The 25,579-nt window shown below is 44.0% G+C and carries 25 protein-coding genes and 2 pseudogenes; 23 read left to right on the top strand and 4 right to left on the bottom strand.

Going from position 1 to position 25,579, the window contains the following annotated elements; genetic code table 11:
• Positions 1-26 precede the first annotated feature (26 nt).
• The gene (locus tag H6F74_RS16700) at positions 27-809 is read right to left on the bottom strand and encodes a DUF1868 domain-containing protein (RefSeq protein WP_190443056.1); all 783 of its coding nucleotides are present in this window, start codon (positions 807-809) and stop codon (positions 27-29) included.
• Between the two features lie 34 nt (positions 810-843).
• Here H6F74_RS16700 and holA point away from each other — a divergent pair, with 34 nt between their 5' ends.
• The 4 genes from holA (at position 844) to H6F74_RS16680 (ending at position 3,817) form a co-directional block, all read left to right on the top strand.
• Positions 844-1,824 (top strand): DNA polymerase III subunit delta, encoded by a 981-nt coding sequence (gene holA / locus H6F74_RS16695; protein ID WP_190443054.1) that lies wholly within the window; start codon positions 844-846, stop codon positions 1,822-1,824.
• Between the two features lie 218 nt (positions 1,825-2,042).
• Positions 2,043-2,525 carry a DUF4168 domain-containing protein gene (locus H6F74_RS16690; RefSeq protein WP_190443052.1) on the top strand — a complete coding sequence of 161 codons (483 nt, stop codon included), beginning with the start codon at positions 2,043-2,045 and terminating at the stop codon, positions 2,523-2,525.
• A 47-nt stretch (positions 2,526-2,572) separates the two neighbouring features.
• Positions 2,573-3,004 (top strand): urease accessory protein UreE, encoded by a 432-nt coding sequence (ureE, locus tag H6F74_RS16685; protein ID WP_190443050.1) that lies wholly within the window; start codon positions 2,573-2,575, stop codon positions 3,002-3,004.
• A gap of 147 nt (positions 3,005-3,151) precedes the next feature.
• Positions 3,152-3,817: an urease accessory protein UreF gene (locus H6F74_RS16680; RefSeq protein WP_190443048.1), complete on the top strand. Its 666-nt coding sequence runs from the start codon at positions 3,152-3,154 to the stop codon at positions 3,815-3,817.
• 363 nt (positions 3,818-4,180) lie between these two features.
• On the opposite strand, the gene H6F74_RS16675 is transcribed toward H6F74_RS16680, so the two are convergent.
• A complete protein-coding gene (locus H6F74_RS16675; RefSeq protein ID WP_242022150.1) occupies positions 4,181-5,311 on the bottom strand; it encodes a transposase in 1,131 nt (376 codons plus the stop codon).
• Between the two features lie 121 nt (positions 5,312-5,432).
• Between H6F74_RS16675 and ureG the strand changes: the two genes are divergently transcribed.
• The 12 genes and pseudogenes from ureG to H6F74_RS16625 all read left to right on the top strand — a co-directional run bounded on the left by ureG (position 5,433) and on the right by H6F74_RS16625 (position 14,681).
• Complete coding sequence (gene ureG / locus H6F74_RS16670; protein WP_190443046.1) at positions 5,433-6,050, top strand: urease accessory protein UreG; 618 nt, start codon at positions 5,433-5,435, stop codon at positions 6,048-6,050.
• Between the two features lie 141 nt (positions 6,051-6,191).
• Positions 6,192-7,520 carry an urea ABC transporter substrate-binding protein gene (gene urtA, locus H6F74_RS16665; RefSeq protein WP_190443044.1) on the top strand — a complete coding sequence of 443 codons (1,329 nt, stop codon included), beginning with the start codon at positions 6,192-6,194 and terminating at the stop codon, positions 7,518-7,520.
• A 410-nt stretch (positions 7,521-7,930) separates the two neighbouring features.
• Positions 7,931-9,091 carry an urea ABC transporter permease subunit UrtB gene (urtB, locus tag H6F74_RS16660; protein ID WP_190443042.1) on the top strand — a complete coding sequence of 387 codons (1,161 nt, stop codon included), beginning with the start codon at positions 7,931-7,933 and terminating at the stop codon, positions 9,089-9,091.
• A gap of 40 nt (positions 9,092-9,131) precedes the next feature.
• Positions 9,132-10,250: an urea ABC transporter permease subunit UrtC gene (gene urtC / locus H6F74_RS16655; RefSeq protein WP_190443040.1), complete on the top strand. Its 1,119-nt coding sequence runs from the start codon at positions 9,132-9,134 to the stop codon at positions 10,248-10,250.
• Between the two features lie 98 nt (positions 10,251-10,348).
• Complete coding sequence (urtD, locus tag H6F74_RS16650; RefSeq protein ID WP_190443039.1) at positions 10,349-11,098, top strand: urea ABC transporter ATP-binding protein UrtD; 750 nt, start codon at positions 10,349-10,351, stop codon at positions 11,096-11,098.
• 18 nt (positions 11,099-11,116) lie between these two features.
• On the top strand, positions 11,117-11,815 hold the full coding sequence (urtE, locus tag H6F74_RS16645; RefSeq protein ID WP_190443037.1) for an urea ABC transporter ATP-binding subunit UrtE: 699 nt from the start codon (positions 11,117-11,119) through the stop codon (positions 11,813-11,815).
• Between the two features lie 346 nt (positions 11,816-12,161).
• Complete coding sequence (locus tag H6F74_RS16640; protein ID WP_190443035.1) at positions 12,162-12,665, top strand: hypothetical protein; 504 nt, start codon at positions 12,162-12,164, stop codon at positions 12,663-12,665.
• 304 nt (positions 12,666-12,969) lie between these two features.
• Positions 12,970-13,123 (top strand): annotated as a pseudogene (locus H6F74_RS31085) (addiction module protein); the annotation flags it as partial.
• Positions 13,119-13,217: pseudogene (locus tag H6F74_RS31080) on the top strand (type II toxin-antitoxin system RelE/ParE family toxin); the annotation flags it as partial. The pseudogenes H6F74_RS31085 and H6F74_RS31080, both read left to right, overlap by 5 nt.
• 180 nt (positions 13,218-13,397) lie before the next feature.
• Complete coding sequence (locus tag H6F74_RS16635) at positions 13,398-13,967, top strand: HdeD family acid-resistance protein (RefSeq protein ID WP_190443034.1); 570 nt, start codon at positions 13,398-13,400, stop codon at positions 13,965-13,967.
• A gap of 34 nt (positions 13,968-14,001) precedes the next feature.
• Positions 14,002-14,217, top strand: a complete 216-nt coding sequence (locus H6F74_RS16630) for a hypothetical protein (protein ID WP_190443032.1) — start codon at positions 14,002-14,004, stop codon at positions 14,215-14,217.
• A gap of 50 nt (positions 14,218-14,267) precedes the next feature.
• Entirely contained in the window at positions 14,268-14,681 is a 414-nt protein-coding gene (locus H6F74_RS16625) for a hypothetical protein (protein WP_190443030.1), read from the top strand.
• A gap of 25 nt (positions 14,682-14,706) precedes the next feature.
• On the opposite strand, the gene H6F74_RS16620 is transcribed toward H6F74_RS16625, so the two are convergent.
• Positions 14,707-14,982, bottom strand: coding sequence for a zinc ribbon domain-containing protein (locus tag H6F74_RS16620; RefSeq protein WP_190443027.1), 276 nt, complete (start codon positions 14,980-14,982; stop codon positions 14,707-14,709).
• Between the two features lie 104 nt (positions 14,983-15,086).
• Complete coding sequence (gene fmdA, locus H6F74_RS16615; RefSeq protein ID WP_190443025.1) at positions 15,087-16,274, bottom strand: formamidase; 1,188 nt, start codon at positions 16,272-16,274, stop codon at positions 15,087-15,089.
• Positions 16,275-16,900: 626 nt separating this feature from the next.
• Between fmdA and H6F74_RS16610 the strand changes: the two genes are divergently transcribed.
• From H6F74_RS16610 to ureC, 7 genes are all read left to right on the top strand, one after another.
• Entirely contained in the window at positions 16,901-19,012 is a 2,112-nt protein-coding gene (locus H6F74_RS16610) for an ATP-binding protein (protein WP_199301304.1), read from the top strand.
• Positions 19,013-19,046: 34 nt separating this feature from the next.
• The gene (locus H6F74_RS16605; RefSeq protein ID WP_190443023.1) at positions 19,047-19,871 is read left to right on the top strand and encodes an urease accessory protein UreD; all 825 of its coding nucleotides are present in this window, start codon (positions 19,047-19,049) and stop codon (positions 19,869-19,871) included.
• 47 nt (positions 19,872-19,918) lie between these two features.
• Entirely contained in the window at positions 19,919-20,221 is a 303-nt protein-coding gene (ureA, locus tag H6F74_RS16600) for an urease subunit gamma (protein WP_190443021.1), read from the top strand.
• A gap of 9 nt (positions 20,222-20,230) precedes the next feature.
• Entirely contained in the window at positions 20,231-21,013 is a 783-nt protein-coding gene (locus H6F74_RS16595) for a class I SAM-dependent methyltransferase (protein WP_206756326.1), read from the top strand.
• Between the two features lie 644 nt (positions 21,014-21,657).
• Positions 21,658-23,349: a CHASE3 domain-containing protein gene (locus tag H6F74_RS16590; protein ID WP_242022147.1), complete on the top strand. Its 1,692-nt coding sequence runs from the start codon at positions 21,658-21,660 to the stop codon at positions 23,347-23,349.
• A gap of 38 nt (positions 23,350-23,387) precedes the next feature.
• Positions 23,388-23,693: an urease subunit beta gene (locus H6F74_RS16585; protein ID WP_190443018.1), complete on the top strand. Its 306-nt coding sequence runs from the start codon at positions 23,388-23,390 to the stop codon at positions 23,691-23,693.
• A 105-nt stretch (positions 23,694-23,798) separates the two neighbouring features.
• Positions 23,799-25,529, top strand: coding sequence for an urease subunit alpha (gene ureC, locus H6F74_RS16580; protein ID WP_190443010.1), 1,731 nt, complete (start codon positions 23,799-23,801; stop codon positions 25,527-25,529).
• Positions 25,530-25,579 lie beyond the last annotated feature (50 nt).

Here is a 25,579-nt window from a genome sequence, read left to right as displayed (position 1 = left end):
GTTATCTTAAAACCCGCCCCGACAACTTAAAATTCTAAAACAGGCCAGTCAGGGCCGCGGTAATAGTGGGTCATATCGTCAAACTTCCTCAGTTCTGCGCGGTGTGCCAAGAGTTCTTGGTAATTTTCTACCCATTGATCGTTAAATTCCGAAAGCTTATTGCATAAAGCTTGGCGATCCAAATCGGGTGAAATATTCCCAAAATATCCTAGTGTAATATGGGCAGTAAAACGGTATTGCTGTTCAACCCTCAAAGCAATCAGACCGGGATTTTGATAAATACAGCGGCGAAACTGCAAAATTCTTTCGTAGGTTTCCTCATCCTTGGGTAGTAAACCCACAGCGATCGCGCGAGGCATCACTATCAACCCCAGCAATTGCCAGCGTAAAGGATGCCCTAAACTGATTGACGGCTTAGACTGCTCAAAGATTTTACCAATTGCAGAGCGCAAATGTTCCTCAAACGCTGGCTTCTGATTCGCGTGTCTGTAAGCACTGTCCCAAATCAAATCCGCTAAAGTTAAGTGAAAGCTTGCCGGAGGTACTGGTACCAAGAAACCGGAGTCAAACTGCTGCAATAGTTGGTCTTGGCACACCTTCAAGGTTTCGTAAAACGTAGAATTTACCGAATCATCCCCCCAAGGTGGTGTGATTACGGTATAGCCTGGGAAAGGCACTGGCTGTCTTTCGCCAGATTCGTCAGGCTTAAACTTCGGAGACTCCTGTATATGTTGTACTTGGGACTGGTAGGTAGCAGGTAGCGGTAGTCGGGCTACCCGATTTAAATAAATTTGATAACTCTCGTCCAATTTTGATATCCTCGCTCTTTTAAAAGATGCTGTAATGCCAATTTACCTTTACTGGGGAGAAGATGATTTTGCCTTAGAAAAAGCCGTTAATGTCCTTTTACATCGATTTGTCGATCCGCAATGGGCTAGCTTTAACTATGACAAAATTTCCCCCGATCAAGCCAATGCTGCCATCACCGGACTGAATCAGGCGATGACACCTCCTATGCTCACCGGTTCGCGTTTGGTATGGTTGACTGATACAACTATATTCCAGCAATGTTCTGAAGACCTGCTGGCTGAGTTGGAGCGTACTATACCAGTGCTTCCTGAGTCGTCAGTATTATTATTGACAACGCGAACTAAACCTGATGGTCGTCTAAGATCCACCAAGTTGCTGCAACAGTATGCTGAGATTAGAGAATTTTCTCTCATTCCACCCTGGAAAACAGAAGAGTTGCTAAAAAGAGTGCGGCAAGTTTCCCAAGAAGTCGAGGTAAAACTGACTCAGGCTGGTGCCGAACTTTTAGCACAGTCTGTGGGAAATGATACCAGGCAGCTTTGGAATGAGCTGGAAAAGTTAAGTTGCTATGCTGGGACAGAAGCAAAAGCACTTGATGTCGATGTTATTGCTGCTCTGGTGACATCAACCACCCATAATAGCTTGAAGTTGGCAGAGGCAATTATTCAGGGAAATGCGGCTAAAGCTTCCGGTTTGGTTGCGGACTTGATCGGTCGCAATGAACCAGCTTTGAAGATTGTAGCTACTTTGATTGGTCAATTTCGCACCTGGTTATGGGTCAAACTTATGATAGAGGATGGGGAGCGAGATGAAAGAGCGATCGCTACTGCGGTAGAGATAGGCAACCCAAATCGAGTTTACATTCTACGAAAAGAAGTCAACCCCTTATCAAGTCGGCAACTTAGTTTAACATTACCCTTACTGCTGGATCTGGAAGTTAGCCTAAAGCGAGGCGCAGATCCCCTCTCGACTCTACAAACTAAAGTTATAGAACTCTGCCTGGTGTATCAGTGAAACGTAACGCACCAAAACCCTTAAAATATCTTTCCATAAAGGTGCGTTACAGCTTTGCCCTAACACGTCCTAAATCTGGCATCTGGAAGTGCATCTGTGAAATTTAGGAAATTATTTATAAATGCTTCCTCTTTACCTGGAACTTCTCACCCTTAAAATAGTTCAGAAAATGTAATGCACGTACTGCTTTAGTTTCCTATTTTTGGCTGCACTAGATCATGATGACTTCCTTCTGTTCCCGCCGTTACGTGAATCGAGTCTTATCCCAATGCCTGAGTGTGGGAACTTTCGCCACCCTAAGCCTGCTATTGGGAATCGCACCGGGTATCTCCGGAGGCTACCATACTGTTGAGTTTAATTCTGTGGCATACGCTCAAGCTTCTAATGTTACTAATGAGGAAGTAACTAAAGTTGCCAGAGCTATCTTGGCGATGGAGCCTGGTCGCCAATCTGCCTATAATGACATTAAGAAACTTGTGGGCAGCCCTCCGAATATTATTTGCGGCAAACCTACTACTTTGCAATCGCTGCCTCGAAATGCTAGGGCAATTGCCAGAAATTACTGTCAGCAGTCGCAAAAGATTATCCAGAGCAACGGTCTGACAAATGAACGATTTAACCAAGTTACCATTGCAGCGCAGAGCGATAAGGATCTACAAACACGGATTCAAAATGAAATGCTTCGTCTGCAATCTAACTAAGGGCGATCTTTGAGGATCTCTTTCTTTTGTCTTTACCTTTTTAAGCGATGCTAAATATAACGCAACGCTTGAGTGGCGAGCCTGATGTAGAAGTTAGTTTTACTCTGGCTCTGACAGCCGAGGAGCGCACCCGCAGCCGCTATCGCTTTGAAACGCCTTCAGGTGAAGCTTTGTATCTGCGTTTACCTAGAGGGACGGTGCTACGCGATCGCGATCTCCTCCAATCTGAAACCTGCGACGTTGTAGTGAGAATTGCTGCTAAACCGGAACCAGTTCTCACGGTGACAGCTAAACAGCCCCTAGATTTGCTGCGTGCGGCTTATCATCTGGGGAATCGGCACGTACCGATAGAAATTGCTCTCACCTATTTAAGGCTATCTCCTGACCCAGTTTTGCAGGCAATGCTGGAACATCTAGGGGTCGAGGTACGAGAGGAAATTGCGCCTTTTCAACCTGAACCGGGTGCTTACGGGCATTAACAAGGGGCTGGGGGCTGGGGGCTGGGGACTGGGGATTAGGGACTGGGAACTAGGGACTAGGTAAGACTTATCCCGAATCCCCAATTCCGAATTCCCAATCCTCAATTTCCGAATCCCCAATCCCCAATCCCCAATCCCCAATCCCCAATGAGCAATTTACTGTGTCTGTTACAACTTGCTAGTCCAGCATTGCCAGTGGGTGCTTATAGCTATTCTGAAGGGTTGGAAACGCTAGTTGAGGCTGGTGTAATTGATAATCGGCATCTGGGAGACTGGCTAAAGCAGGAACTGCGCTATGGGGCAATTCGGTTGGAGGCGGCGATCGCAATCCGCGCCTATCGAGGTGCAGAAGCTGGCGATTTAGCGGCTTTAAGTTACTGGAATGCTTGGTTATCTGCTGCTAAAGAAACCCAAGAATTGCGAGAGCAAAGTTGGCAGATGGGGCGATCGCTTTTGAAATTATTTCTGGAACTACAGCCGCAGGTGCAGTTAATGGCCGATGCTGTGGGAAATCCTTGTAATTATGCGATCGCTTTCGGTATCGCCGCGCAACAGTGGCAAATTGAGCTAAAGCAAGCAATGTTGGGATATTTACACAGCTGGGCGACGAATGCGATCGCGTCTGGAGTGAAACTGATTCCTCTAGGACAAACCGCTGGGCAACAGCTACTCTTTGAACTGCATCCCACTATACGTGATGCTGCCAATGAAATTTTAGCTTTAGAGGATGACGATCTCGGTAGTTGCGGTTGGGGATTAGCGCTGGCGAGTATGGCACACGAAACCCAGTACACGCGACTATTTCGCAGTTAACGTAAATGGCACTGACTTAACGGCAATTGAGTTCTATCGTAGCTTCGGGAGCCAGAGTTCTGCGCGGGGCGTGGCGTTTGAGGTGTGCAATAGCTAATTGCCTTGTTGACATACTCCCCGCCGTAAACGGTCGGGGATTCTAATTCCTGGTTCACAGAAATCCGCTTACTGTAGAAGGTTTCCCTTCTGCAATAGAGGCGGTCTTCTCCCCAGGCTTTCCCTCTTGCGAGGCAGATCCCTTTTGCCCAAAGGTACTGTTTTCCCATGCCCTTCCTAGTAGGGCGACAAGCTTAATTTGCTAGGTTTGCTGAGGGATAAAAAGCTTGAAATGTAACCTTTTCCACACTTGTTCAACCCAGCATTTTAGCCTTGACGCGCTACTAGAATCCCCATACCCTTTTTGAGGATATTAATTGCCGCGTTAGTATCGCGGCATATCTCAACACTACATGAGGGACATGAATGAGTTCTGGTGCTTAATGACTTTTTCACTCTCCAGCCACAACTAGAGCAATCCTGAGATGTATAGTGGGGTGAAACTGCCACTACCGCTTTATCCCAGATTTTCCCGTAGTAGTCTAACCATTGAGTGAACTGATACCAACTAGCATCCTGAATTGATTTAGCCAAGCGATGATTCTTGACCATGTTGGCAATCTTCAAATCCTCATAGACAATCACATCGTTTGAGTGAACTACGCATCGGGCAAGCTTTATCGCCCAATCTTTACGCTGTCTAGAGGTTTTAAGATGAACTCTACCTAGTCGTTGTCGTGCTTTATGGTAGTTGTTTGATTGAGGTTTTGCACCGAGGACAAACTTTTTACTTAACCGTCTTTGAGCTTCTTTTAGTCGGCGCTCAGACTTCCTCAAAAACTGGGGATAGATAACAGCATTATCGTTCTGGTCTTTAGTGAAGTATTTTAACCCCAGATCCAAGCTGACAACATTGCCTGTGTATTCCCCTGCTTCTTTCCGGTCAGCATCAAAGCAGAATTGAGCATAATACCCATCTGCCCTACGCACAACACGCACGCGGTTAATCTTAAGGGTGTGAAGGTCAATCTTTGTTTCATTGTTGCAGTATAGAGATAAAGTCCCAATCTCGAAGCCATCCGTGAAGTTAATACTTTCACAATCTTGGGCTAGCTTCCATCCGGAGACTTTGTATTCTACAGAGCGGCAATGCTTTTTAAATTGGGGATAACCTTTCTTTTTCTCGCCCTTTTTACATCGGGAATAGAAGTTAGAAATAGAAGCCCAAGCACGTTCCGCACTGGCTTGTCTGGCGGCTGAGTTTAACTTTTTGGCGAAAGGAAACTTGGCGGCTAAATCTTTGCACAGTGAGTACAAATCGGCTTTACTTACACCTTGGTTATCCATCCAGTACCGGATTGCCTTGTTTCTAATGAACTGGGCGGTACGAATAGCATCATCAAGAGCTAAGTATTGCTCTTTTGTTCCGTTTTTTAACTTGGCTTCTCTAACTAACATGATGTTATTTTACCGCACAATATTGCCGATAAAACATTAAGATAAATAAAAACCGCCTTGAAAGTGCGGGGCTTTAAACCCATTATTTTGGTAAGATTAGCCATTAGTGATTAGCAATCCCATGAGTGCATTTCGGGTTGGCGTAGCAGGGCCAGTGGGTTCGGGAAAAACTGCCTTAGTTGAGGCGATGTGTAAGGCGATGCGGCAGAGATACCACATTGCTGTCGTCACCAATGATATTTATACCCAGGAAGATGCACAGTTTTTAGTGAAAAGTCAAGCATTGGAAAGCGATCGCATCCTCGGCGTAGAAACTGGCGGCTGTCCCCATACCGCCATCCGCGAAGACGCTTCCATGAACATAGCCGCCATCGAACAGATGGAACAGCGATTTCCAGATTTAGACCTAGTATTTTTAGAAAGTGGCGGCGACAACTTAGCTGCAACCTTTAGTCCCGAACTTGTAGACTTGACAATTTACGTAATTGATGTCGCAGCAGGTGACAAAATTCCCCGCAAAGGAGGCCCCGGCATCACCAAGTCAGATTTGCTGGTAATTAACAAAATTGACCTTGCCCCTTTAGTGGGAGCTGATTTGGGCATCATGGAACGAGACACCAAGAGAATGCGCGGGGAAAAACACTTTATATTTACAAATTTGAAGACTCAGCAAGGATTAGACGCTGTTTTAAACTTTATCCGTTTGAATATGGGAGAAATTCCCCAAACAGCAACCTGACCTTACCCTTCAATGATTGTTAAAAATCAGGATTTTGTATCCAAGACTACAATGTTTTCCTAGACCATCGCTCTAATATCACTCCTTAGCTGTGTATGTTCTCTATCATTGGGCTGATGAAGCCAGGAGTACAGGATTGGTATGGCAAAGCGATTAGGGCGACGTAAATTTCTTCTATACGGTTCTGCCACTCTAGGAACCAGTATTCTTCTCAAGGCTTGCAGTGGGACTTCCACCACTAATCCCAGCAGTCCAACAGCTGCTTCTCCCTCTCCTGGCGCGACTACCGTGGCTGCTGCTGGTGGAGGAGACACCATCAAAGTAGGGATTTTACACTCCCTCAGCGGCACGATGGCAATTAGCGAAAAAAGTGTCGTCGATGCTGAAATGTTAGCAATTGAGGAGATTAATAAAGCTGGCGGCGTACTAGGCAAACAAATTCAACCTATTCAAGAAGATGGTGCCTCTGACTGGCCTACTTTTGCAGAAAAAGCCAGAAAATTAATTGATCAAGATAAAGTTGTTACCGTTTTTGGGTGTTGGACTTCTGCCAGTCGTAAAGCTGTACTGCCAGTATTTGAAGAGAAAAAACATATGCTCTGGTATCCCGTACAATACGAGGGACAAGAGTGTTCTAATAATATCTTCTATACTGGCGCTGCCCCAAATCAACAAATCGAGCCTGCGGTTGATTGGTTGTTGCAAAATAAAGGTAAAAGATTCTTCCTCATAGGTTCCGACTACGTTTTTCCTCGCACCGCCAACACCGTCATTAAAGAGCAATTAAAAGCCAAAGGCGGCGAAACAGCAGGTGAAGACTACTTACCTTTGGGTAATACAGAAGTCACCCCCATCATCACCAAAATAAAAGCAGCACTGCCAGATGGCGGAGTAATTTTTAATACTCTTAATGGTGATAGTAACGTCGCTTTCTTCAAGCAGATGCAAGGCGCAGGATTGAATCCAGATAAATATCCGGTTATGTCTGTAAGTATTGCCGAAGAAGAAGTTAAAGCAATCGGTACAGAATATCTCAAAGGTCATTACGCTGCTTGGAATTATTTCCAAACTGTGGACACGCCTGCTAATAAAAAATTTGTCGAAGCCTTTAAAGCAAAATACGGAGACGACCGGGTAACAAATGACCCGATGGAATCAGCTTACATTGCTGTTTATCTATGGAAGCAGGCTGTTGAAAAAGCAAAAAACGCTGACGATATAGAAGCGGTTAAAAAGGCTGCTGTAGGTCAAACCTTCGAGGCTCCACAAGGCACAGTGACGCTGGAAAATAACCATCACTTAGCCAAGTTTGTGCGACTTGGTGAAGTGGCGGATGACGGTCTATTTAAGATTGTCTACGAGACACCGAAAGCAGTATCTCCTGTTCCCTGGAACCAGTTTGTCGCTGAAACTAAGGGATATGCCTGTGACTGGACTGATTTGAAAAAAGGTGGCAAATATAAAGCCTAACCTGTCTAGTTATTAGCTTGTTGTCCTTTGTCCTTATCTATTGTCTTCAGTAAAAGGATAAAGGACAGCTAAAAAAGCTAATAAACTTAAGCATAGGTAGTAATTGCGCTCGTTTTTCATGAGAATAGGCGATTGTTTAGTCGCATATATTACCCGCTAAAATTTGCATCTGGAATAATATGCTTTATGCAATAGGCTATATGCAATGCAACTTTAAGTAGTAGGTGTACATCCAAGAAAAACTATTCAGCGGTGGAAATAGCTGTAAGTTTTTCAGGCTGGTAATGGGTATAGTCGGCTGATTCTTTATTACCAATTACCAGAAGTGAAGTTAGATACCTATCACCTGCTTATGTAAAAAGGTAAGCTGCAACAAAGGCGATGCAAATCAATTAATTGGGAGAAAGCTAGTGCTGCAAGTAGTGTTAGATGCCATATTTAACGGGATTAGCATCGGTGCTGTTTTACTAATTGCGGCGCTGGGTTTAGCCATTGTATTTGGGCTAATGGGTGTCATAAACTTAGCTCACGGCGAGTTAATAATGCTGGGAGCATACACAACTTATGTTGTGCAAAATGGTTTCAAGATATTGGGGAAACCTTGGTTTGAACTTTATATCTTTTTTGCCCTAATTTTGGCTTTTTTGGTAGCAGCTGCTGTGGGCTTAATTCTGGAACGCGGGGTGATTCGTTATCTTTACGGACGACCTCTGGAAACACTGCTGGCAACATGGGGCGTTAGTCTGATTTTGCAACAGTTTGTCCGCAGCGTTAACTGGGTACTGATAATTGAAATTAGTGTATTTTGTATTTTGTTTTTCGGCGCTTTGAAGATTCTGTCTCGTCGCGCAAATTTTGAAAGAATTCGCCCTTGGGTAATAGTGGTAATGTTACCTGTTTCGTGGGAAATTGCTGCGAGAATAGGTAAACTTTTGGGGGAAACTTATAAACTGGCTGTGACTAAGGCTTGGTTCGGCGCTCAAAATGTTGATGTAACGGCTCCTAGTTGGCTGCGAGGTGGGTTGCCGTTAGGTAGCTTTCAACTGCAATATGCGCGACTTTTTATTATCGTGCTAACAATTCTTTGTATTGCCGGAATTTACTTGTTTTTACAACGTTCTTCTTGGGGTTTGAGAATTCGGGCAGTGACGCAAAATCGCAGTATGAGTGCTTGTTTGGGAATTCCTACAGAGAAAGTGGATGCACTGACTTTTGCGTTGGGTTCGGGATTAGCTGGTGTTGCTGGTTGTGCGATTAGTTTGCTGGGTTCTGTGGGGCCAAATACTGGGCAGAATTATATTGTCGATACGTTTATGGTGGTAGTTGTGGGCGGTGTTGGTAAGTTGGTGGGTAGTATCGTGGCTGCGATCGCTATCGGTATGGCAAACTATCTCATCGGTTCTAATACTCTGGCGCTGTGGCTTGCTCCCATTAAACCGCTTTCAGATTTCTTTTCATTTTTCGCTACAACAAGTATGGCGAAGGTGATGGTTTTTGCTTTGATTATTGCTTTTCTTCAAGTGCGTCCGGGGGGAATTTTTCCCCAGAAGGGACGCACGGTTGATGCTTAGGAAAATCTAAAAAACCGCGAAGGCGCGAAGGACGCGAAGAATGAGAAAGAAAGGAGGCCAGTTAGTATTAATAGAGGTGGGGGTGGTCGTAGCGATCGCTCTTATTTTAATCTTGGTGATGCCAGTGGTTCTTTCTGGGTTTCGTCTCACTTTGCTGGGGCGTTTTCTGGCGTTAGCGATCGCTGCTTTGGGTATTGATTTAATCTGGGGCTACACTGGTATGCTCAGTTTGGGGCATGGGGTGTTTTTTGCCCTTGGTGGTTACGCTTTGGGGATGCACTTGCAATTAGCGCCTTTGAATGGCGGTTTACCAGAATTTATGTCACTCTATGGGGTGACAGAGTTGCCTTGGTTTTGGCAGCCGTTTTACTCGTTTGGCTTGACTGCTTTGGCTGTAGTAATAATTCCAGCTATATTAGCCGCAATTTTGGGATATTTGGTATTTCGCAACCGCATTCGCGGCGTATACTTTTCGATTTTAACTCAAGCAGCAACAATTGTTTTTTTCAACTTCTTCAACGGGCAGCAAAAACTGTTTAACGGCACCAATGGTTTAACTAACTTCAAAACTATTTTGGGAGCAACTGTCAGTGATAGTAAAACGCAGTTTGTTTTCTACACTCTCACGGTGTTGTTTTTAGTGGCATCTTACGTTTTGTGTCGCTGGTTGACAAAAGATCGTTTTGGACGCTTGCTAATTGCTATTCGAGATGATGAAAGCCGCGTGCGTTTTTCTGGCTATAACCCTACTGGATACAAAGTGATTGTATTTGCCATTTCCGCTGCTTTAGCGGGAATTGCTGGTGCCTTATTCACTATCCAAACAGGTTTGATTTCACCGAAAACGATGGATATTGCTTTTTCGATTGAAATGGTAATTTGGGTGGCAGTGGGAGGTCGTGCAACTTTGGTAGGCGCAATCCTAGGAACACTGGTGGTAAACTTTGGCAAGAGTTTTTTGAGCGAAGAATATCCGGATAGTTGGCTATTTTTCCAAGGTGCCTTATTCCTAATTGTGGTGACAGTTCTTCCCGATGGTTTGATTGGCTGGCTGCGATATCAAGGTTTGGATAGAATGCGATCGCTCTTTGGATTCCGTAAACAAGTCGCCACATATCCTAGCCTGGAAGCGGAAATTAGCACTCAGAATGATGAGTAAAGTTTTTACCGCAAAGGACAACAGAGGTAAATGCAAAGTTATTGCTTATTCCCTGTCAACCTCTGCGCCTTCCTTTGCATCAATTTGCGTTAAAAAATATGAACAATAAAATACTAGAAACTGAAAATGTAACTGTTAGTTTTGATGGATTTAAAGCACTAAACCACCTAAATTTCTACATGGATGTTGGAGAATTGCGAGTGGTAATTGGCCCCAATGGTGCAGGTAAAACAACATTTCTGGATGTCATCACTGGCAAGGTAAAACCGACAGAAGGGCGAGTGCTATTCAAGGGGAGAAATGTCAAAGCTTTCTCAGAATATCAAATCGCCCGTTTGGGAATTGGTCGCAAATTCCAAACCCCCCGCATTTACTTGAATCTAACACCACGCGAAAATTTAGAAATCGCTTGCAACCGCAATAAAAATGCTCTCTTTACCCTATTTAGCCGTCCCTCTACTGCTGAACAGAGCAAAGCGATCGCGTTGCTAGAAACCATTGGTTTGACGGCTAAATCAGATATCCTTGCTGGGTTACTTTCTCACGGAGAAAAGCAACGTCTGGAAATTGGGATGTTAGTCGCTCAATCTCCTGATTTGTTGCTTGTTGATGAACCTGTGGCTGGGTTAACTGATGAAGAAACTGAAAATATTGGTAATTTACTTTTAGCTCTAGCTCAAAGTCATTCTATTCTGGTGATTGAGCATGATATGGAATTTGTCCGCCAAATTGCCCGTAAAGTTACGGTACTGCACGAGGGTTCAGTCTTGTGTGAAGGAACCATTGAGGAAGTGCAGAATGATCCTCGCGTAATTGAAGTTTATTTGGGACAGCAATTAGTGTCTTAATGTTGAATAAAAATTCAAATGCTACAAATTACTGGTTTAAATGTTTACTACGGTGAAAGCCATATTCTCTGGGATGTAGATTTGAGCGTACCTGCGGGAGAAATGGTTTGTTTAATTGGTCGCAATGGCGTTGGTAAAACTACTTTACTCAAGACAATTATGGGGTTGATAAAGCCCCGCACAGGCACGATTACTTTTGCAGGTAATCTGATAAATGCTAACTCGACCGATCAAAGAGCAAAGCTGGGGATTGGCTACGTTCCCCAAGGACGGGAAATTATCCCGCGTTTGACAGTGAAGGAAAATCTGTTGCTAGGTTTGGAAGCTAGACGCGATCGCGCACGCAGTCAAGAAATTCCAGAGGAAATCTTTGCCCTTTTTCCAGTCTTAAAATCCATGCTTTCGCGGATGGGTGGCGACTTGAGTGGAGGACAACAACAACAACTAGCGATCGCACGCGCTTTGATGGGAAAACCGCAGTTACTCGTATTAGACGAACCCACCGAAGGCATCCAACCATCTATCATTTTGGAGATAGAAGCAGCAGTACGCCGCATTGTTAAATCTACAGGAATTTCTGTTTTATTAGTAGAACAACACTTGCATTTTGTGCGCCAAGCAGATCGCTATTATGCAATGCAAAAAGGCGGCATTGTTGCCTCTGGTTCTACTAGCGAATTGAGCCAAGATGTGATTGAGAGATTTCTCGCAGTGTAACGGCGCGGCCAGCTTTGCACAGAATAGGACAGCTAGATTATCTGAAAAGGATACTATTGACTGGTAATACATTTCGGTTTATGTCAGTAACAGACGGATCTGTTGCTCTTGGTTCTCGTTTCGGTGCTGTGGGTGAAGGTTACTTCCGCAGTTCGGCATTTAATAGACGGAAAAATGTGAATTAGGTAATGAAGCCAATTACCGAGAAATTTAACGTGTAGGCGCGATTTTTGTTGATATAATCGAGTGATTGGGTTGAAAAAAAACTCGCCTCTCAATAATCAAGAGACTTGTTACATTTATTCATATAAACCCAATATACTAACTTAATAAGCAGAGAATAAAAATGACAGAAACAAGTGACGAGCCATCTCTAAATCGTAATTGGAGAGTTCGTAATCTAAAAGGGGGCGATGTTTGGGACGGTGCGATCATAGCGTACTGGGAGGCAAGTTTTGACCCGATTAGTGATGACTATACCCCTGAAGAAATTGACGCTCACGAGTTATTTAAAAAATGGGTCAAAAAGGTTCAAGAGAAATACCCAAATGGTTTAGTCCCTATCTACTGGTTTGTTAAGTGCAAAGAACACGCTATGTTCGAGTCTATGCCTTTCCAGTTCAAACACTCAGCAGAGGTGTTTAGCGAAGATTTCCTGACTTTCTATAGTTGGCCTGTCAGCTCCATGACAGGTGAGCAGTTGAATTGGCTTACGCTTCCAGTAGCAGATAAGTTGTGGGATTCTCAGCGTGCTGATAAGGGCGGATTTATTCAGCAAGCTACAGGATGGAAACCTGCTGTCCTTCAGCCCTATATTTATCTGCCTGCGCTAATGAACATATTGCAGTAGTAGCAAATAGGGTAGACAATGCCTAGCCCTGTTACGGTGCAAATCAACAAATTTTTGTGTCATAAATCCTAGCTAGCGATTGCTCCTGAAAATCCAACTTGTGCTTGCTGTGTGCGAACTGATGGCAGAGCTTGACCATTACTTGGTGGCTGTCTATCCTCCCGAAAGTAACCAACCGGAGGCTATCAATTTATACAAGAAGTTTGGCTTTTATCAAATTCTCTCATTTTGTGATTACAAACCAAATTCATTAAGTCTTTTCTTCGAGAAGACGTTTAACTAAGATTAACTAAGATAATTTATATCTAAGAAATTTGACGTAGACGTAACAATTCAAACACTTTGGAAAACTGAAGCCAAAAATCGTAGGGACGAAATCCGAAGTGGCGCAGGCAGTTAAGGCAATTTCTGGGGAAGAAGTATTGGCTGAAGTAAGGCGGCTCCAAGAGCAATATTAAGCAGGATTTTATTCTAATTGTGGCAGTGATGCACTGTAGTCGAGAACCTGGGTACTGGAAAGATCGAGTTATACAGAAACCACTGGATGTTTGAAGAGTTACTACAACTTTGATATATGCGATCGCTCCCATGAATTGACGGAAAAATGCGATCGCATATATCAGCAGGTAGAGCTTGATATAGCAGAGTAGTCTACCTTAAGGCTCTACCCGGTTCTTGAGAAATTTTCTAGCGTGAAGGTATAGCCCACTCACGCATAGAAAAAAGATTTTTATGACAACCGACGTTTCTACTGACATCAACAAGAACAAAAATATTAATGGATCGCTCTTAACTGGCGCTCTCTTGATTGTTTTGGGGATAGTTGCGATCGCTGTGCCTAACGTATCGACAATTGTCGCTGAGACTTGGATTGCTTTGATCCTATCTAGCGCAGGAGTTGCCAAGGGAGTCTACGCATTTCAAACCCGCGATCAAGGAGCTTTCATTTGGAAACTCTTATTGAGCGTCCTCTACATTGCCACAGGCGTGATGCTATTCTTTTACCCCTTAACGGGTGTCCTGACACTGACCCTGTTGCTAGGTAGCTTTTTGCTGACAGAAGGTGTATTCAACCTAATCCTGGCATTCCGGGTGCGTCCGCAACAGAATTGGACATGGGTGCTGACAGACGGGATTATTACGCTGGTGCTGGGTGCAATGATTTGGTTCCAGTGGCCCTTCAATGCGTCTTGGCTGATTGGGACGCTAGTTGGTGCAAGCGTTCTCTCCACAGGGGTTTCCCGCGTGATGCTGTCGCTTAATGCGCGTTCTGCCTTGAATCAGTCTAACCAAGCTGCTTGAGTCTAAAACTCTGTAATCTGGCGTAAGGCGGGTAATGCACTGCAAGAAAATTACCCGCCATCTCGATAGAAGCGATCGCATCCTGATTAACTTCTCATTCTCAACCAGCCAAAAATTTGCTCGGCTGTCAATTGAAGAGGAATACTGTCTAGCACAGCTAAACAATCGCTTCCCTGACACAATTCTGGTTGTTGGTTTGGTAGGAAAATTAGTACAGAGCGATCGCCTGCGAAGCAAATCCCGCAGATGAGTAGCGCCTATATGCCAAGATCAACAGAGTAGCGATCGCAAACCTGATCAATGTCTTCAACTCATCCTCCTCTCGATATTCGATTCCAACGCCTGCGCGAGGTACGCGCTGCACTACTGCGCCTTCATAAGAGACTACTCGACTCCGAACGTGAGGGTTACGAGCAGTCTCACGGACGCATTCGGTCAAACGGGGAGTTTCTTCGGCTTGTTCTCGAAGATGAATGGTTTACCTGGCTGCGTCCGTTCTCTCAATTTATCGTCAAGATTGACGAAGCCTTGAGTCCAAAAGAGTCTATAACATTACAAAAAGCTGACGAGCTGTTAAAGGAAGCTAGTTCCTTGCTTACTCCTTCCGAAGAAGGAAGCGACCGAGAGCAGCGTTACTATCAAGCCATTCAACGCGATCCAGACATTGCATTCATGCACGCACAAATATCAAGCCTATTAGCGACTGAGAGTTAACTAAGCTGCTTGCCTTTTGTCTAAATTAATGACCTATCATCCAAGGGCGTGCATGATGATGATTGTGGTACTTAGAGGATGATGGTTCTGTTGCTTGCGATCGCTTCGCTATTGTTGGTTCTGCACTTTGCTCTACTCGCCGCCGTAAAGCCGCAGGTGTTGTAATCAGGCCAGGTGCTGAGTAAACCCGTTTGGAGATGCGATCGCAAGTAGGACACAACTTAGGATTAAGCGTTTCACTCATCTTCAACCATGCCTCAAAAACACCGCAGCTTTCACATCGAAATTCGTAAAGTGGCATAACTTTATAATCTCCATATTAGACATTTTTAGCCAATTAGAACAGACTTGAAAGTTGAAGGTTAAAAATTATAACTTTCAACCTTCCAATCTTCTAACCTTCAACTAAGTTGGCAAAACATTCCGTTCAAAAATTGCCGTTGGAACCGCAATCGTACAACAAGCATTTGGAATATCTACAATCCTACTAATTCGACCTTCACAGGGTGCCGAACCCAACAACAAATAAATCTGTTCACCCGTGTAACCAAACTTTTTGAAATACTCAATAGCATTTAAACAAGCCCGCCTATAAGCAACGTGAGCATCCAGGTAGTATTGTTTGCCTGTAAATTCGTCAACTGAAATTCCCTCAAATACTAAATATTCTGAGTAACGAGGTTCAACTGGCCCCGGCTTAAAAATAGGGTTAGTCAGCGCGTACTTTTCTACACCACCCTTAATTAATTCCACATGAAGATCGATGTACCCAGCCATCTCAATTGCGCCACAAAATGAGATTTCACCGTCACCTTGGGAAAAGTGAATATCTCCCATTGAAAGTTTCGCGCCTTCAACATAAACCGGGAAGTAAATCCGCGAACCTTTTGACAAATTTTTGATATCGCAGTTTCCGCCATGTTCGCGGGGTGGAACAGTGCGTGCTGCTTCTTTCGCCACTCGGTCATATTCTGCACCTTTCAACGATCCAAGAATGGCATTTTTCGGGTTAGGCAATTCTGCCAAAGCAGGAATTGCCGGTTTCCAAACCGGGCCCCCACTTGCTACCAGTTCAGCTTCTCGCTTGTTCCACTTCGCTAACAGTTCGTGGGATGGGGCGCAACCAATCAAACCAGGGTGCGGAATTCCGGCAAATTTCACATCCGGAATATGGCGGGATTTTGTATAAATTCCTTGAATATCCCAGATTGCTTTCTGTGCTATTGGATAGTGATCTGTGAGGAAACCGCCGCCGTTTTCTCGGGCAAAAATACCGGTAAAACCCCATTCGTAATCGGGAAGTGTTCCCACGTCCAACAGGTCAACTACAAGAATATCTCCCGGTTCAGCACCATTAACATGAATTGGCCCGCTCAAAACATGAACAACTGACAAATCTACATTTCGAACATCGTCAGAACTATCATTGTTTCCAATTTGTCCGTCTGTCCAGTCTTTGCATTCTATGCGGAATACATCACCAGGATTAACAGAAACTACTGCCGGAATATCCGGATGCCACCGATTATGACCAACTATATCTTGTTCTGTAAATGGCTTTTTTAGGTCTACTTTGAAGAGAACTTCAGGCATTGTCTTTCCCTTTTATTTTGTATGGGTTTAACCTGAGAGAGTTAACGATTTTGGAGCTTATATCATGTTTCAGATATCTTTTGTGCTACTTGTGTTTTTTCTTAAGCACAAAAAATATAAAACTATGTATTGCATCAACTTTTATTAGTGCTTAGCTGGTAAGCTGACACGAAATATTTAAAAATAAATTTTTTGGGCTAGCTGTAGTAAAATATACAAATGTATTTTATACTTTTTATATTAATAAAAGTAAAGAAATTGAGTAAACATATAAAGAAAAGGTTGTTTTTCCGCTAGTATGCAGGGAAATAGTTTAATAGAAAAATTTTCGGTTAAAGTTAGTTTCCAGGGAGCCATAGTCCCGGTATTTTTGAAACCTTAATAAGAATATTTTTTGGCTAAAGCTTGAGTTGGTATTAGGAAATCCGGATACTCAAAAGTATTGTGTGAAAAATTTTACCTAGTATGGCATAGAAGAACAAGATGGTTCACAATCGAGGAATAAGCGATCGCCATCGTTCGTTAAAATGCTATAACCACTTCACCCCTACAGAAGCTAAACTGTGGAAAGCCTTCAAAGATATTACCCCTCGTGCGACATCACGCGGCACCCAGTTAAATCGAAAATGTTACAGCGGCTGCAAAAGCTTAAACCAAAGCTGCTAATTTTTACCTTTGGAGCATCATTACTGCCAGTCATGTTCCTGAGTGCTGTGGCGTGGCGATTTGTGCAGCAGCCGCTCATCGACTTAGAGAAAACCAGGCTCGACGATCAAGTATTAGCCTTTCGCGGATACACAGCTGCTACTGAAAAAGGGTTACAAAATTTATCCTCAGGCTATGCGCTCTGGAGCGATCTGTTTAATGCCATTAGACAGAAAGATCGGAATTGGATCAAAAAAGAGGTATCAGATCAACTTCTGCTGTCTACCGATGTAGATGCGGTGGAAGTGATTAGTAGTTCTGGAGAGGTTTTGGGAGAGCGGGGTGACGCTTTGCGGATTCCTACTGTGGTTGAACGAGTCAGAGCCTTAACCACAACTGGCAAATTTGAGACGGAATTGATTGATACTAGATGGAATCAAATGTTGCTGCTATCAGTAGCGCCCATCTATCGCAGCGACGCTACAGGCAAATCACCCGGAACTTTGATTTTGGGTCAGAATTTAGATGAAACCTGGTTGCGTAAATTTCTCAATTTCTCCCAACCAACTACTAAGCTAAAAATCATTTCTTTAGATGGTAAGCCGCTGGTTTCTAGCTATGCCCAAGCCAACATCGACTCTTGGGAAACGACTAACTTAAAGTCGCAGGTGTTACCGCAAATTAAAAAAGGCGAAGCAGTTTATCGAATTGAACCGGGGTCGGGTTTGAATACGATTTATGCTCCCATCACTTCGGGAGATAAACCTATAGCAATTGCCAAAATTCAGATTGTCTCCAAGTATTTTAATCAAGCATCCATCAATCTCAGCCGCGCGATCGCGGTTGGGTTGGGTTTGGCTGTTATGCTTTCAGTAGCGATCGCGCATCTACTTTACAAACAAATCGGCAAACCGATTATCCAACTAGCAGAACGTAGCAAAACCCTAGCCGCTGGCGATTTGAGTTCCCCAATTCCCGGTATTCATGCAGGTGGAGAACTCAGTCAACTTGCTAATGCCTATCAAGAAATGGCCCAAGCGCTCAAAACTCTAATTGACAACCTAGAGCATCGAGTTGCAGAACGTACTCAGGAACTAGAGCAAGCGCGTCAAACATTAGAAGACCGAGTGCATAAGCGAACGCACGAGCTTTGGAAAAAGAATTACCAATTGCAGCAAACTCAGGATCGACTAGAGCATCTTAACAAGGAATTAACTATCAAAGCTGAACAATTAAGCCAAGCTTTATCGCAGTTAAAAAGAGCGCAATCTCAACTGATTCAAACTGAAAAAATGTCTGGTTTAGGTCAATTGGTTGCGGGAATTGCTCACGAGTTTAACAATCCTATTAATTTTATCTACGCGAACCTAGTTTATGTCAATGGTTACACAGAAGAGTTACTTGAACTCATACACCTATACGAAAAACGCTACCCAGATCCGGAAATTAAAGAACATACAGAAGCAATTGATCTGGATTTTTTAACCACCGATCTGCCTAAAGTAATAGGTTCAATGAGGTCAGGCGCTGACCGAGTTCGGGAGATTGTCCAGTGCTTGCAAAACTTCTCCCGCCTCGACCAATCCGGTATCAAGCGCGTTAATATTCACGAGGGAATTGATAACACATTGCTGATTTTGCAGCATCGCTTGCATTCTTCAGGCGACAGCATAGAAGGCGACAGTCTCAATATTGAAGTAATTAAGCAATACGGTAACTTGCCATTAGTGGAATGTTATCCGGCGCAGCTAAATCAGGTCTTTATGAATATCCTCGTCAATGCCATTGATGAATTAAAAAATCTCAAACCCCACCCTAATAAACAAATTACTATTAATACGGAAGTTGGGGAAAGGAACCAAATCTTAATTACAATCAAAGATAACGGTTCTGGTATTCCTTTAAAAATTCAGTCGAAGGTGTTTGACCCATTCTTCACAACAAAACCTGTCGGCAAAGGCGTAGGTTTGGGATTAACTGTTTCCTATGAGATTATCGAACAGCATCAAGGAAAAATTAAAATAATTTCTGAACCAGGACAGGGAACAGAGGTGGTAATTGAGTTACCCCAGGAAATTAAACAATACAGTTGATGATATTAAATCTATCAGCAATCAGCAATTAATAATGAACGCTGGATGGCATGGCAAACTTAACTTAGTGTACGCTCAGCGGGGAGGTACTACCCAGCTAATCCACTCTCAACATCAAGCGCCCCTGAAGGTGCAGCGACCGTTTTATCCTGAAGGAGAACAGGTTTGTCATAGTGTGATTTTGCATACAGCTGGGGGAGTTGTGGGAGGCGATCGCTTATCTATCAACTTGCACCTCGAAGACAATGCACGAACCTTAATCACCACCGCAGCCGCAGGTAAAATTTATCGCAGCAATGGACTACAGGCAAGACAAAATATTGAAATTGAGGTAAATGCTGGTGCTGGCGTGGAGTGGCTACCCCAGGAAACTATTATTTTTGATGGCGCGATTTATCGACAAGACTTGAGAGTAGAATTAGCTCTAGGAGCAACCTGGCTTGGCTGGGAGATTACGCGGTTTGGTCGCAGTGCTAGGGGAGAAAGATTTTGCTCTGGAGAGTGGCGATCGCATACCGAAATCTGGCAGCAAGGACACCCCCTCTGGATCGAACGGCTTTGGCTACCCGCAAGCGAAGAAATCTTCAACAGTCCTCACGGCTTGGCAGGGCAGCCAGTTGTCGCCAGTCTCGCTTGGGTGGGACAATCGGTGTCATCGGAAATTGTAGAAAAGGCGCGAAACTTGTGGCAAGGACAACCCTACCAAGCGGGTGTCACCCGGTTACCGCTTGGGTTATTGTGTCGCTATCGTGGTAGTTCTACCGCCCAGGTGCGAAAATGGTTTACAGACATCTGGCATTTACTGCGCCTATCTTTTAGCGAACGTCCTGCCTGTATACCTAGAGTTTGGCAGATTTGAACGAACCACAGAGGCATAGAGAACGCAGAGGAGTTTGAGGGGAATTAATGCAACTCACGCCACAGGAAAAGGACAAGTTATTGATTTTTACGGCGGCGTTGTTAGCAGAACGCCGCAAGGAAAGAGGCTTAAAGTTGAATTATCCAGAAGCTGTTGCCTATATTTCTGCGGCAATTTTGGAAGGTGCCAGAGATGGACGCACTGTTGCAGATTTAATGAGTTATGGTACAACGCTGCTAACGCGAGAAGATGTGATGGAAGGTGTATCAGAAATGGTGCATGAAGTGCAGGTGGAAGCAACATTTCCTGATGGCACAAAACTGGTTACAGTTCACAATCCAATTTCTTAGAAGATGTCTGTGAGTAATTTAAGAAGCAATTTATATTCAGCCTTCTACTATACAGATCCGGCTCCCATAGTTGAGTTTCTGCAATGGTTAGCTGTTTCCTATAATGTATCAAATCCGCCACGAATTCTAGATATCGGTTGTGGCCCAGGCAGAATGTTGCCTGAGTTTGCAAAATTAGGCTGGGAAACAACAGGGATGGAACCCGATCCAGATTATTTTTTTCAAGCTACTCAAGTAGCAGAATCTTGGGAAAACATATCCGTACAGTCTGGTGGTTTTGGTGATATTGATGCAGAAAAAAGATTCGATATTGTTGCTGCCATTAATGGCCCTTTTTACTACTTGCTAAAGCTTGAAGACAGAATTGATGCCTTACAGCGAATATTTCAATCGCTGAAACCTGGGGGTATTATGTTTCTGGCCATGGCTAATTTTTTGTGGATTCTTAAAAATTTTAAACCGCAAATTAAGAGAACAACAACTGTCAACGGCAAAAAAATTCAACTGGTGGTAAATCACTCTATAGACTTTCATAATAGTATTTTCATTGCTGAAGATATCTTTAGCAATGATATAGAAGAAGAAATGTTTAACATTTTTAACGACAATCCTGAAGAAATAGTTGACATCGTTGAAGTTAGTAAATTTGCCATAATTCAACCTTCAGAGTTGTTGTATTTTGTTCAAAAAACAGGCTTTGAAAATATCCAAACTTATAACAGTTACAAGGCTAGAAAAAGCGAAAAATTAACGAGTTCGCATATGATGCTTTCCGCTCAGAAACCTCTATAGAAAATTGAGAGTGGTAGGTTGAGGCGTGGCGTTTGAGGAACGAAACCCAATCTAGAAGCTATTTGTAACTAAATTATATTAGTTAATACTAATTTACCTTTGTGATGCCAACGCATAAAATATCCCCAACCTGTTTAAGAAGGGGCTAATTAACTGATTTTTGTAGGTATAAACTGAAACCGTGTCACGGGTAATGATTTGTTTTAAATTTCATATTACCTAACACCTATTTTTAGAAGTTATGGCTAACAAATAAATTAGCCTTGCTATAGTAAATTGACGCTATTTAGAAAGAAATCATTCTATGAAAAGGGCAAATGGAAATTAATGTGCCTTATGCCACGGTAGGAATGAGCGTAGCAAATACAAGTAACGCTCTCACCCCAGAGATTTGAAAAAAATCCGGAATAATCTGCTGACGGAGGAATATCTGATAAAAGTATTACAGAAATGATACATAAGGTAAACGCATGAGCAATATTCACCGCTAAACTAAACTAAATTAGTCAGAACACATATAATACCTATTTGCTAGAAATCTTCTAGCGTTACAACTGTGCAGGGTGCTAAGAAAATCTCCAATAGGGAAGGCAATTTTTTGTATTGTTCTTTACGTATCGAATACTGCACCGGAATAATTACTCATGAATTTTTTTCTAATTAGAGGGTTGCGCTCTGTCTGGCTCAATTTGCCAATTCGCTGCCGAGGAGCTATCATCCTGGCTATTCCAGTGAGCTGTCTGCTTTTTTCGCTTGGCCCGTTGTCGTGGCTACAAAAGAATACAGTGCAGGCTCATTACCATGTCCAACAAGCGCAGCAGATACGTTTTGAAACTCATCGCCTGCTCAATGCGTTGGTGGATGCAGAAACAGGTATTCGAGGATACAGTCTCACTCGTCAGCCGGAATTTTTAGAACCTTATTCAGCAGCGATCGCAACTATTCCTAAATCATTGAACAGACTAAGCGATCGCGTTAAGGATCAACAGCAGCGTCAACGACTCCAGAAGGTTAAAATTCAGGCGCAGCAACGGATGGAGATGTTAAAGAACACTCTCAACGCTATCAACGATGAAACAACGTCCCCATCCACCCTGAAGAACTTGCTTTTCCAAGGCAAATCCTTAATGGATGAGACTCGTCGGCAAATCAGTATTTTTCAGGAAGAGGAAGAGCATCTGCTAAAAGAACGCAACCGGCTTTTAACGCGCCAGCAGAGCCTCACTCAGGCGACACTGGGTTTATCCGCCATTATTGGCATTATTGGCGCAGTTACAGCAGCTTTTCTGTTTGACCGTCTCGATCGCGAACTAAAATTTCGGGAAGCTGATTTACGCGAACGAGCGATCGCATCTCAAACCCAAGCCGAACAACTTAATATAACTTTGCAAGAACTACAAGAGGCTCAAGCTCGACTGCTTGAAACCGACCAACTAATTCAAACAGAAAAGATGTCCAGCCTCGGTCAAATGATTGCAGGCGTTGCTCATGAAATCAACAATCCAGTTACATTTATTCACGGCAATTTATCCCACGTTGCTCAATACACCCAAGATTTACTCGACCTTTTAGAACTCTACCAGCGCTATTATGACCAATCAAATCCTGAGATTATCGAGCTGGCGGAGGCAATTGATTTAGAATTTCTTGCCGAGGATTTACCCAAAATTCTCATATCAATGAAAGTTGGTGCTAATCGTATCCGTCAAATCGTTTTGTCATTACAAAGCTTCTCCCGGCGAAATGAAACTATTCGGAGAGTTGTTGATATCCACCAAGGCATTGACAGCACACTACTAATTTTGCAGCATCGTTTGAACGCTACCGCCTCGCGTCCCTCTATTGAAATTGTTAAAGAGTATGGCACACTCCCTTTTGTAGAGTGTTATGCCGGATACCTCAACCAAGCGTTTATGAATATTTTAAGTAATGCGATTGATGCTGTTGAGCAATACGAGGTGGAGTTTTCCCCAGACCAAATGAAGCAGCATCCCAGGCGAATCGTCATTCATACACAATTGAATCCGGCTAATAGAGACGCTGATGGCGATCGCGTAGCGATTCGGATTATTGATAATGGGCCTGGAATACCAGAAGAGATTAGAGGTCGGATATTTGACCCGTTTTTCACAACCAAACCAGTAGGTCAGGGGGTGGGATTGGGGCTATCCACTAGCTACCAAATTGTGGTAAATAAGCATGGCGGGGAGCTAAAGTGTTTTAGCCAACCTGGACAAGGCACAGAGTTCTGGATTGAAATCCCAGTGACACCTCCGGCAAATTTATCCGTTGACGATATTAGCTCGTTACATCATTTACAAACGTCGTCCATGTAGCTTTGCAAATAAAAAACCTTAAGTAATTGGAGTTTAATATGATTCCAGGGGAAATGGTTGTACAAGACGGAGAAATTGAACTCAATGCAGGTCGTCCCACCGTCAGAGTAATAGTTGCTAATTCAGGAGATCGCCCGATTCAAATTGGTTCCCACTATCACTTTTTTGAAGTAAATGAAGCTTTAGAATTTGATAGAGAACAAACAAAAGGAATGCGGCTTAATATCCCAGCCGGGACAGCAGTACGCTTTGAACCAGGAGATGAAAAAGAAGTAGAATTAGTACCCTTTGCAGGTAGCCGTCAAGTTTACGGTTTCAATGCGAAAATCAACGGTTCGCTATAAACTTATGAAACGCTTTCGTAACGCCAAAGATATCGGCAAGAAACTGCGCGTACCTTTGCGTTAACCTCCCTTGTACCTTTGCGTTAAAAATAAAAGGAGTGAAGCATGAGTTACCGCATGGATCGCCGCGCCTACGCCGAAACCTTTGGCCCCACTGTAGGCGATCGCGTTCGTCTCGCTGACACAGAATTATTTATCGAAGTCGAACAAGACTTCACCACCTACGGGGATGAAGTGAAATTTGGTGGCGGGAAAGTTATCAGAGACGGGATGGGACAATCCCCAATTTCTAACGCTGCTGGTGCTGTAGATTTAGTCATAACCAACGCCCTAATTCTAGATTGGTGGGGAATTGTTAAAGCCGATATTGGCATTAAAGACGGGCACATTTTCAAAATTGGTAAAGCGGGAAATCCCTATATTCAAGACAACGTAGATATTATTATTGGCCCCGGAACCGAAGCACTTGCTGGCGAAGGGATGATTCTCACTGCTGGCGGAATTGACAGCCACATTCACTTTATTTGTCCGCAACAAATTGAGGTAGCGATCGCATCCGGCGTCACCACTATGATCGGCGGCGGTACTGGCCCCGCCACGGGTACAAATGCTACCACCTGCACTCCCGGCCCCTGGAACATTTACCGAATGCTGCAAGCCGCCGATGCCTTCCCAATTAACCTGGGTTTCTTGGGCAAAGGCAACAGCAGCCAGCCGGAAGGATTGGTAGAGCAAGTTTTAGCCGGAGCGATGGGCTTGAAGCTGCACGAAGACTGGGGAACCACACCAGCAACAATTGATACCTGCTTAAGTGTTGCTGATGAATATGATGTACAAGTAGCAATTCATACCGACACCTTGAACGAAGCTGGTTTTGTGGAAACCACCATCAATGCCTTCAAAAATCGCGTTATCCACACATACCACACCGAAGGTGCTGGGGGAGGTCACGCCCCGGACATCATCAAAGTTTGCGGCGAAGCCAACGTACTACCTTCTTCCACCAATCCTACACGTCCTTACACCGTCAACACCTTAGATGAACACCTGGATATGCTGATGGTCTGCCATCACCTCGATCCCAGCATTCCCGAAGATGTCGCCTTTGCCGAGTCCCGAATTCGGCGCGAGACGATTGCGGCTGAGGATATTCTGCACGATTTAGGCGCATTTAGCATGATTGCCTCAGATTCTCAGGCGATGGGACGAGTGGGCGAGGTGATTATTCGCACATGGCAGACGGCGCACAAAATGAAAGTACAGCGGGGGAACCTCTCCCCAAGCGCTATCCTGCAAGGAGAGGGGAAAGACAGGGCAGACAATTTTCGGGCGAAGCGCTATGTCGCAAAGTACACTATAAATCCAGCAATCGCTCACGGAATTTCTCAGCACGTCGGTTCAGTAGAAGTGGGGAAACTGGCTGATTTGTGTCTCTGGCGACCAGCATTTTTTGGCGTGAAACCAGAGATGGTGATTAAAGGGGGAGCGATCGCATACTCGCAGATGGGAGATGCCAACGCTAGTATCCCCACCCCGCAACCAGTGCATATGCGTCCGATGTTTGCCAGTTTTGGGGGTGCGATCGCTGCCACCTCCCTCACCTTTATTTCCCAAGCTGCCTTAGAAAAAAACATCCCCACTCAACTTGGGTTACAAAAGCCAGCAGTTGGGGTATCGGGTACGCGCCAATTGAGCAAGCGGGACATGAAGCTTAATGATGCTCTCCCTCGCATAGAAGTAGACCCTGAAACCTACGAAGTTAGAGCCGATGGAGAATTACTCACCTGCGAACCCGCAACCATTCTACCTTTAGCGCAACGCTACTTTTTATTTTGATTTTTTGTCTGTTGTGGGTTGTCACCCAATTGCCAAGCGTCAAGACAACC

It is taken from the genome of Trichocoleus sp. FACHB-90 (genome assembly GCF_014695505.1).
In the GTDB taxonomy this organism is placed as follows: domain Bacteria; phylum Cyanobacteriota; class Cyanobacteriia; order Cyanobacteriales; family FACHB-T130; genus Funiculus; species Funiculus sociatus.
This window is presented reverse-complemented; position numbering and strand designations above follow the sequence as displayed.

Excerpts from the sequence above, each read along its gene's own strand:
- holA (WP_190443054.1), top strand. The coding sequence starts at position 844 with ATGCCAATTTACCTTTACTGGGGAGAAGATGATTTTGCCTTAGAAAAA.
- H6F74_RS16690 (WP_190443052.1), top strand. The coding sequence starts at position 2,043 with ATGATGACTTCCTTCTGTTCCCGCCGTTACGTGAATCGAGTCTTATCC.
- ureE (WP_190443050.1), top strand. The coding sequence starts at position 2,573 with ATGCTAAATATAACGCAACGCTTGAGTGGCGAGCCTGATGTAGAAGTT.
- H6F74_RS16680 (WP_190443048.1), top strand. The coding sequence starts at position 3,152 with ATGAGCAATTTACTGTGTCTGTTACAACTTGCTAGTCCAGCATTGCCA.
- H6F74_RS16675 (WP_242022150.1), bottom strand. The coding sequence starts at position 5,311 with ATGTTAGTTAGAGAAGCCAAGTTAAAAAACGGAACAAAAGAGCAATAC.
- ureG (WP_190443046.1), top strand. The coding sequence starts at position 5,433 with ATGAGTGCATTTCGGGTTGGCGTAGCAGGGCCAGTGGGTTCGGGAAAA.
- urtA (WP_190443044.1), top strand. The coding sequence starts at position 6,192 with ATGGCAAAGCGATTAGGGCGACGTAAATTTCTTCTATACGGTTCTGCC.
- urtC (WP_190443040.1), top strand. The coding sequence starts at position 9,132 with ATGAGAAAGAAAGGAGGCCAGTTAGTATTAATAGAGGTGGGGGTGGTC.
- urtD (WP_190443039.1), top strand. The coding sequence starts at position 10,349 with ATGAACAATAAAATACTAGAAACTGAAAATGTAACTGTTAGTTTTGAT.
- urtE (WP_190443037.1), top strand. The coding sequence starts at position 11,117 with ATGCTACAAATTACTGGTTTAAATGTTTACTACGGTGAAAGCCATATT.
- H6F74_RS16640 (WP_190443035.1), top strand. The coding sequence starts at position 12,162 with ATGACAGAAACAAGTGACGAGCCATCTCTAAATCGTAATTGGAGAGTT.
- H6F74_RS16635 (WP_190443034.1), top strand. The coding sequence starts at position 13,398 with ATGACAACCGACGTTTCTACTGACATCAACAAGAACAAAAATATTAAT.
- H6F74_RS16630 (WP_190443032.1), top strand. The coding sequence starts at position 14,002 with ATGCACTGCAAGAAAATTACCCGCCATCTCGATAGAAGCGATCGCATC.
- H6F74_RS16625 (WP_190443030.1), top strand. The coding sequence starts at position 14,268 with ATGTCTTCAACTCATCCTCCTCTCGATATTCGATTCCAACGCCTGCGC.
- H6F74_RS16620 (WP_190443027.1), bottom strand. The coding sequence starts at position 14,982 with ATGCCACTTTACGAATTTCGATGTGAAAGCTGCGGTGTTTTTGAGGCA.
- fmdA (WP_190443025.1), bottom strand. The coding sequence starts at position 16,274 with ATGCCTGAAGTTCTCTTCAAAGTAGACCTAAAAAAGCCATTTACAGAA.
- H6F74_RS16610 (WP_199301304.1), top strand. The coding sequence starts at position 16,901 with ATGTTACAGCGGCTGCAAAAGCTTAAACCAAAGCTGCTAATTTTTACC.
- H6F74_RS16605 (WP_190443023.1), top strand. The coding sequence starts at position 19,047 with ATGAACGCTGGATGGCATGGCAAACTTAACTTAGTGTACGCTCAGCGG.
- ureA (WP_190443021.1), top strand. The coding sequence starts at position 19,919 with ATGCAACTCACGCCACAGGAAAAGGACAAGTTATTGATTTTTACGGCG.
- H6F74_RS16590 (WP_242022147.1), top strand. The coding sequence starts at position 21,658 with ATGAATTTTTTTCTAATTAGAGGGTTGCGCTCTGTCTGGCTCAATTTG.
- H6F74_RS16585 (WP_190443018.1), top strand. The coding sequence starts at position 23,388 with ATGATTCCAGGGGAAATGGTTGTACAAGACGGAGAAATTGAACTCAAT.
- ureC (WP_190443010.1), top strand. The coding sequence starts at position 23,799 with ATGAGTTACCGCATGGATCGCCGCGCCTACGCCGAAACCTTTGGCCCC.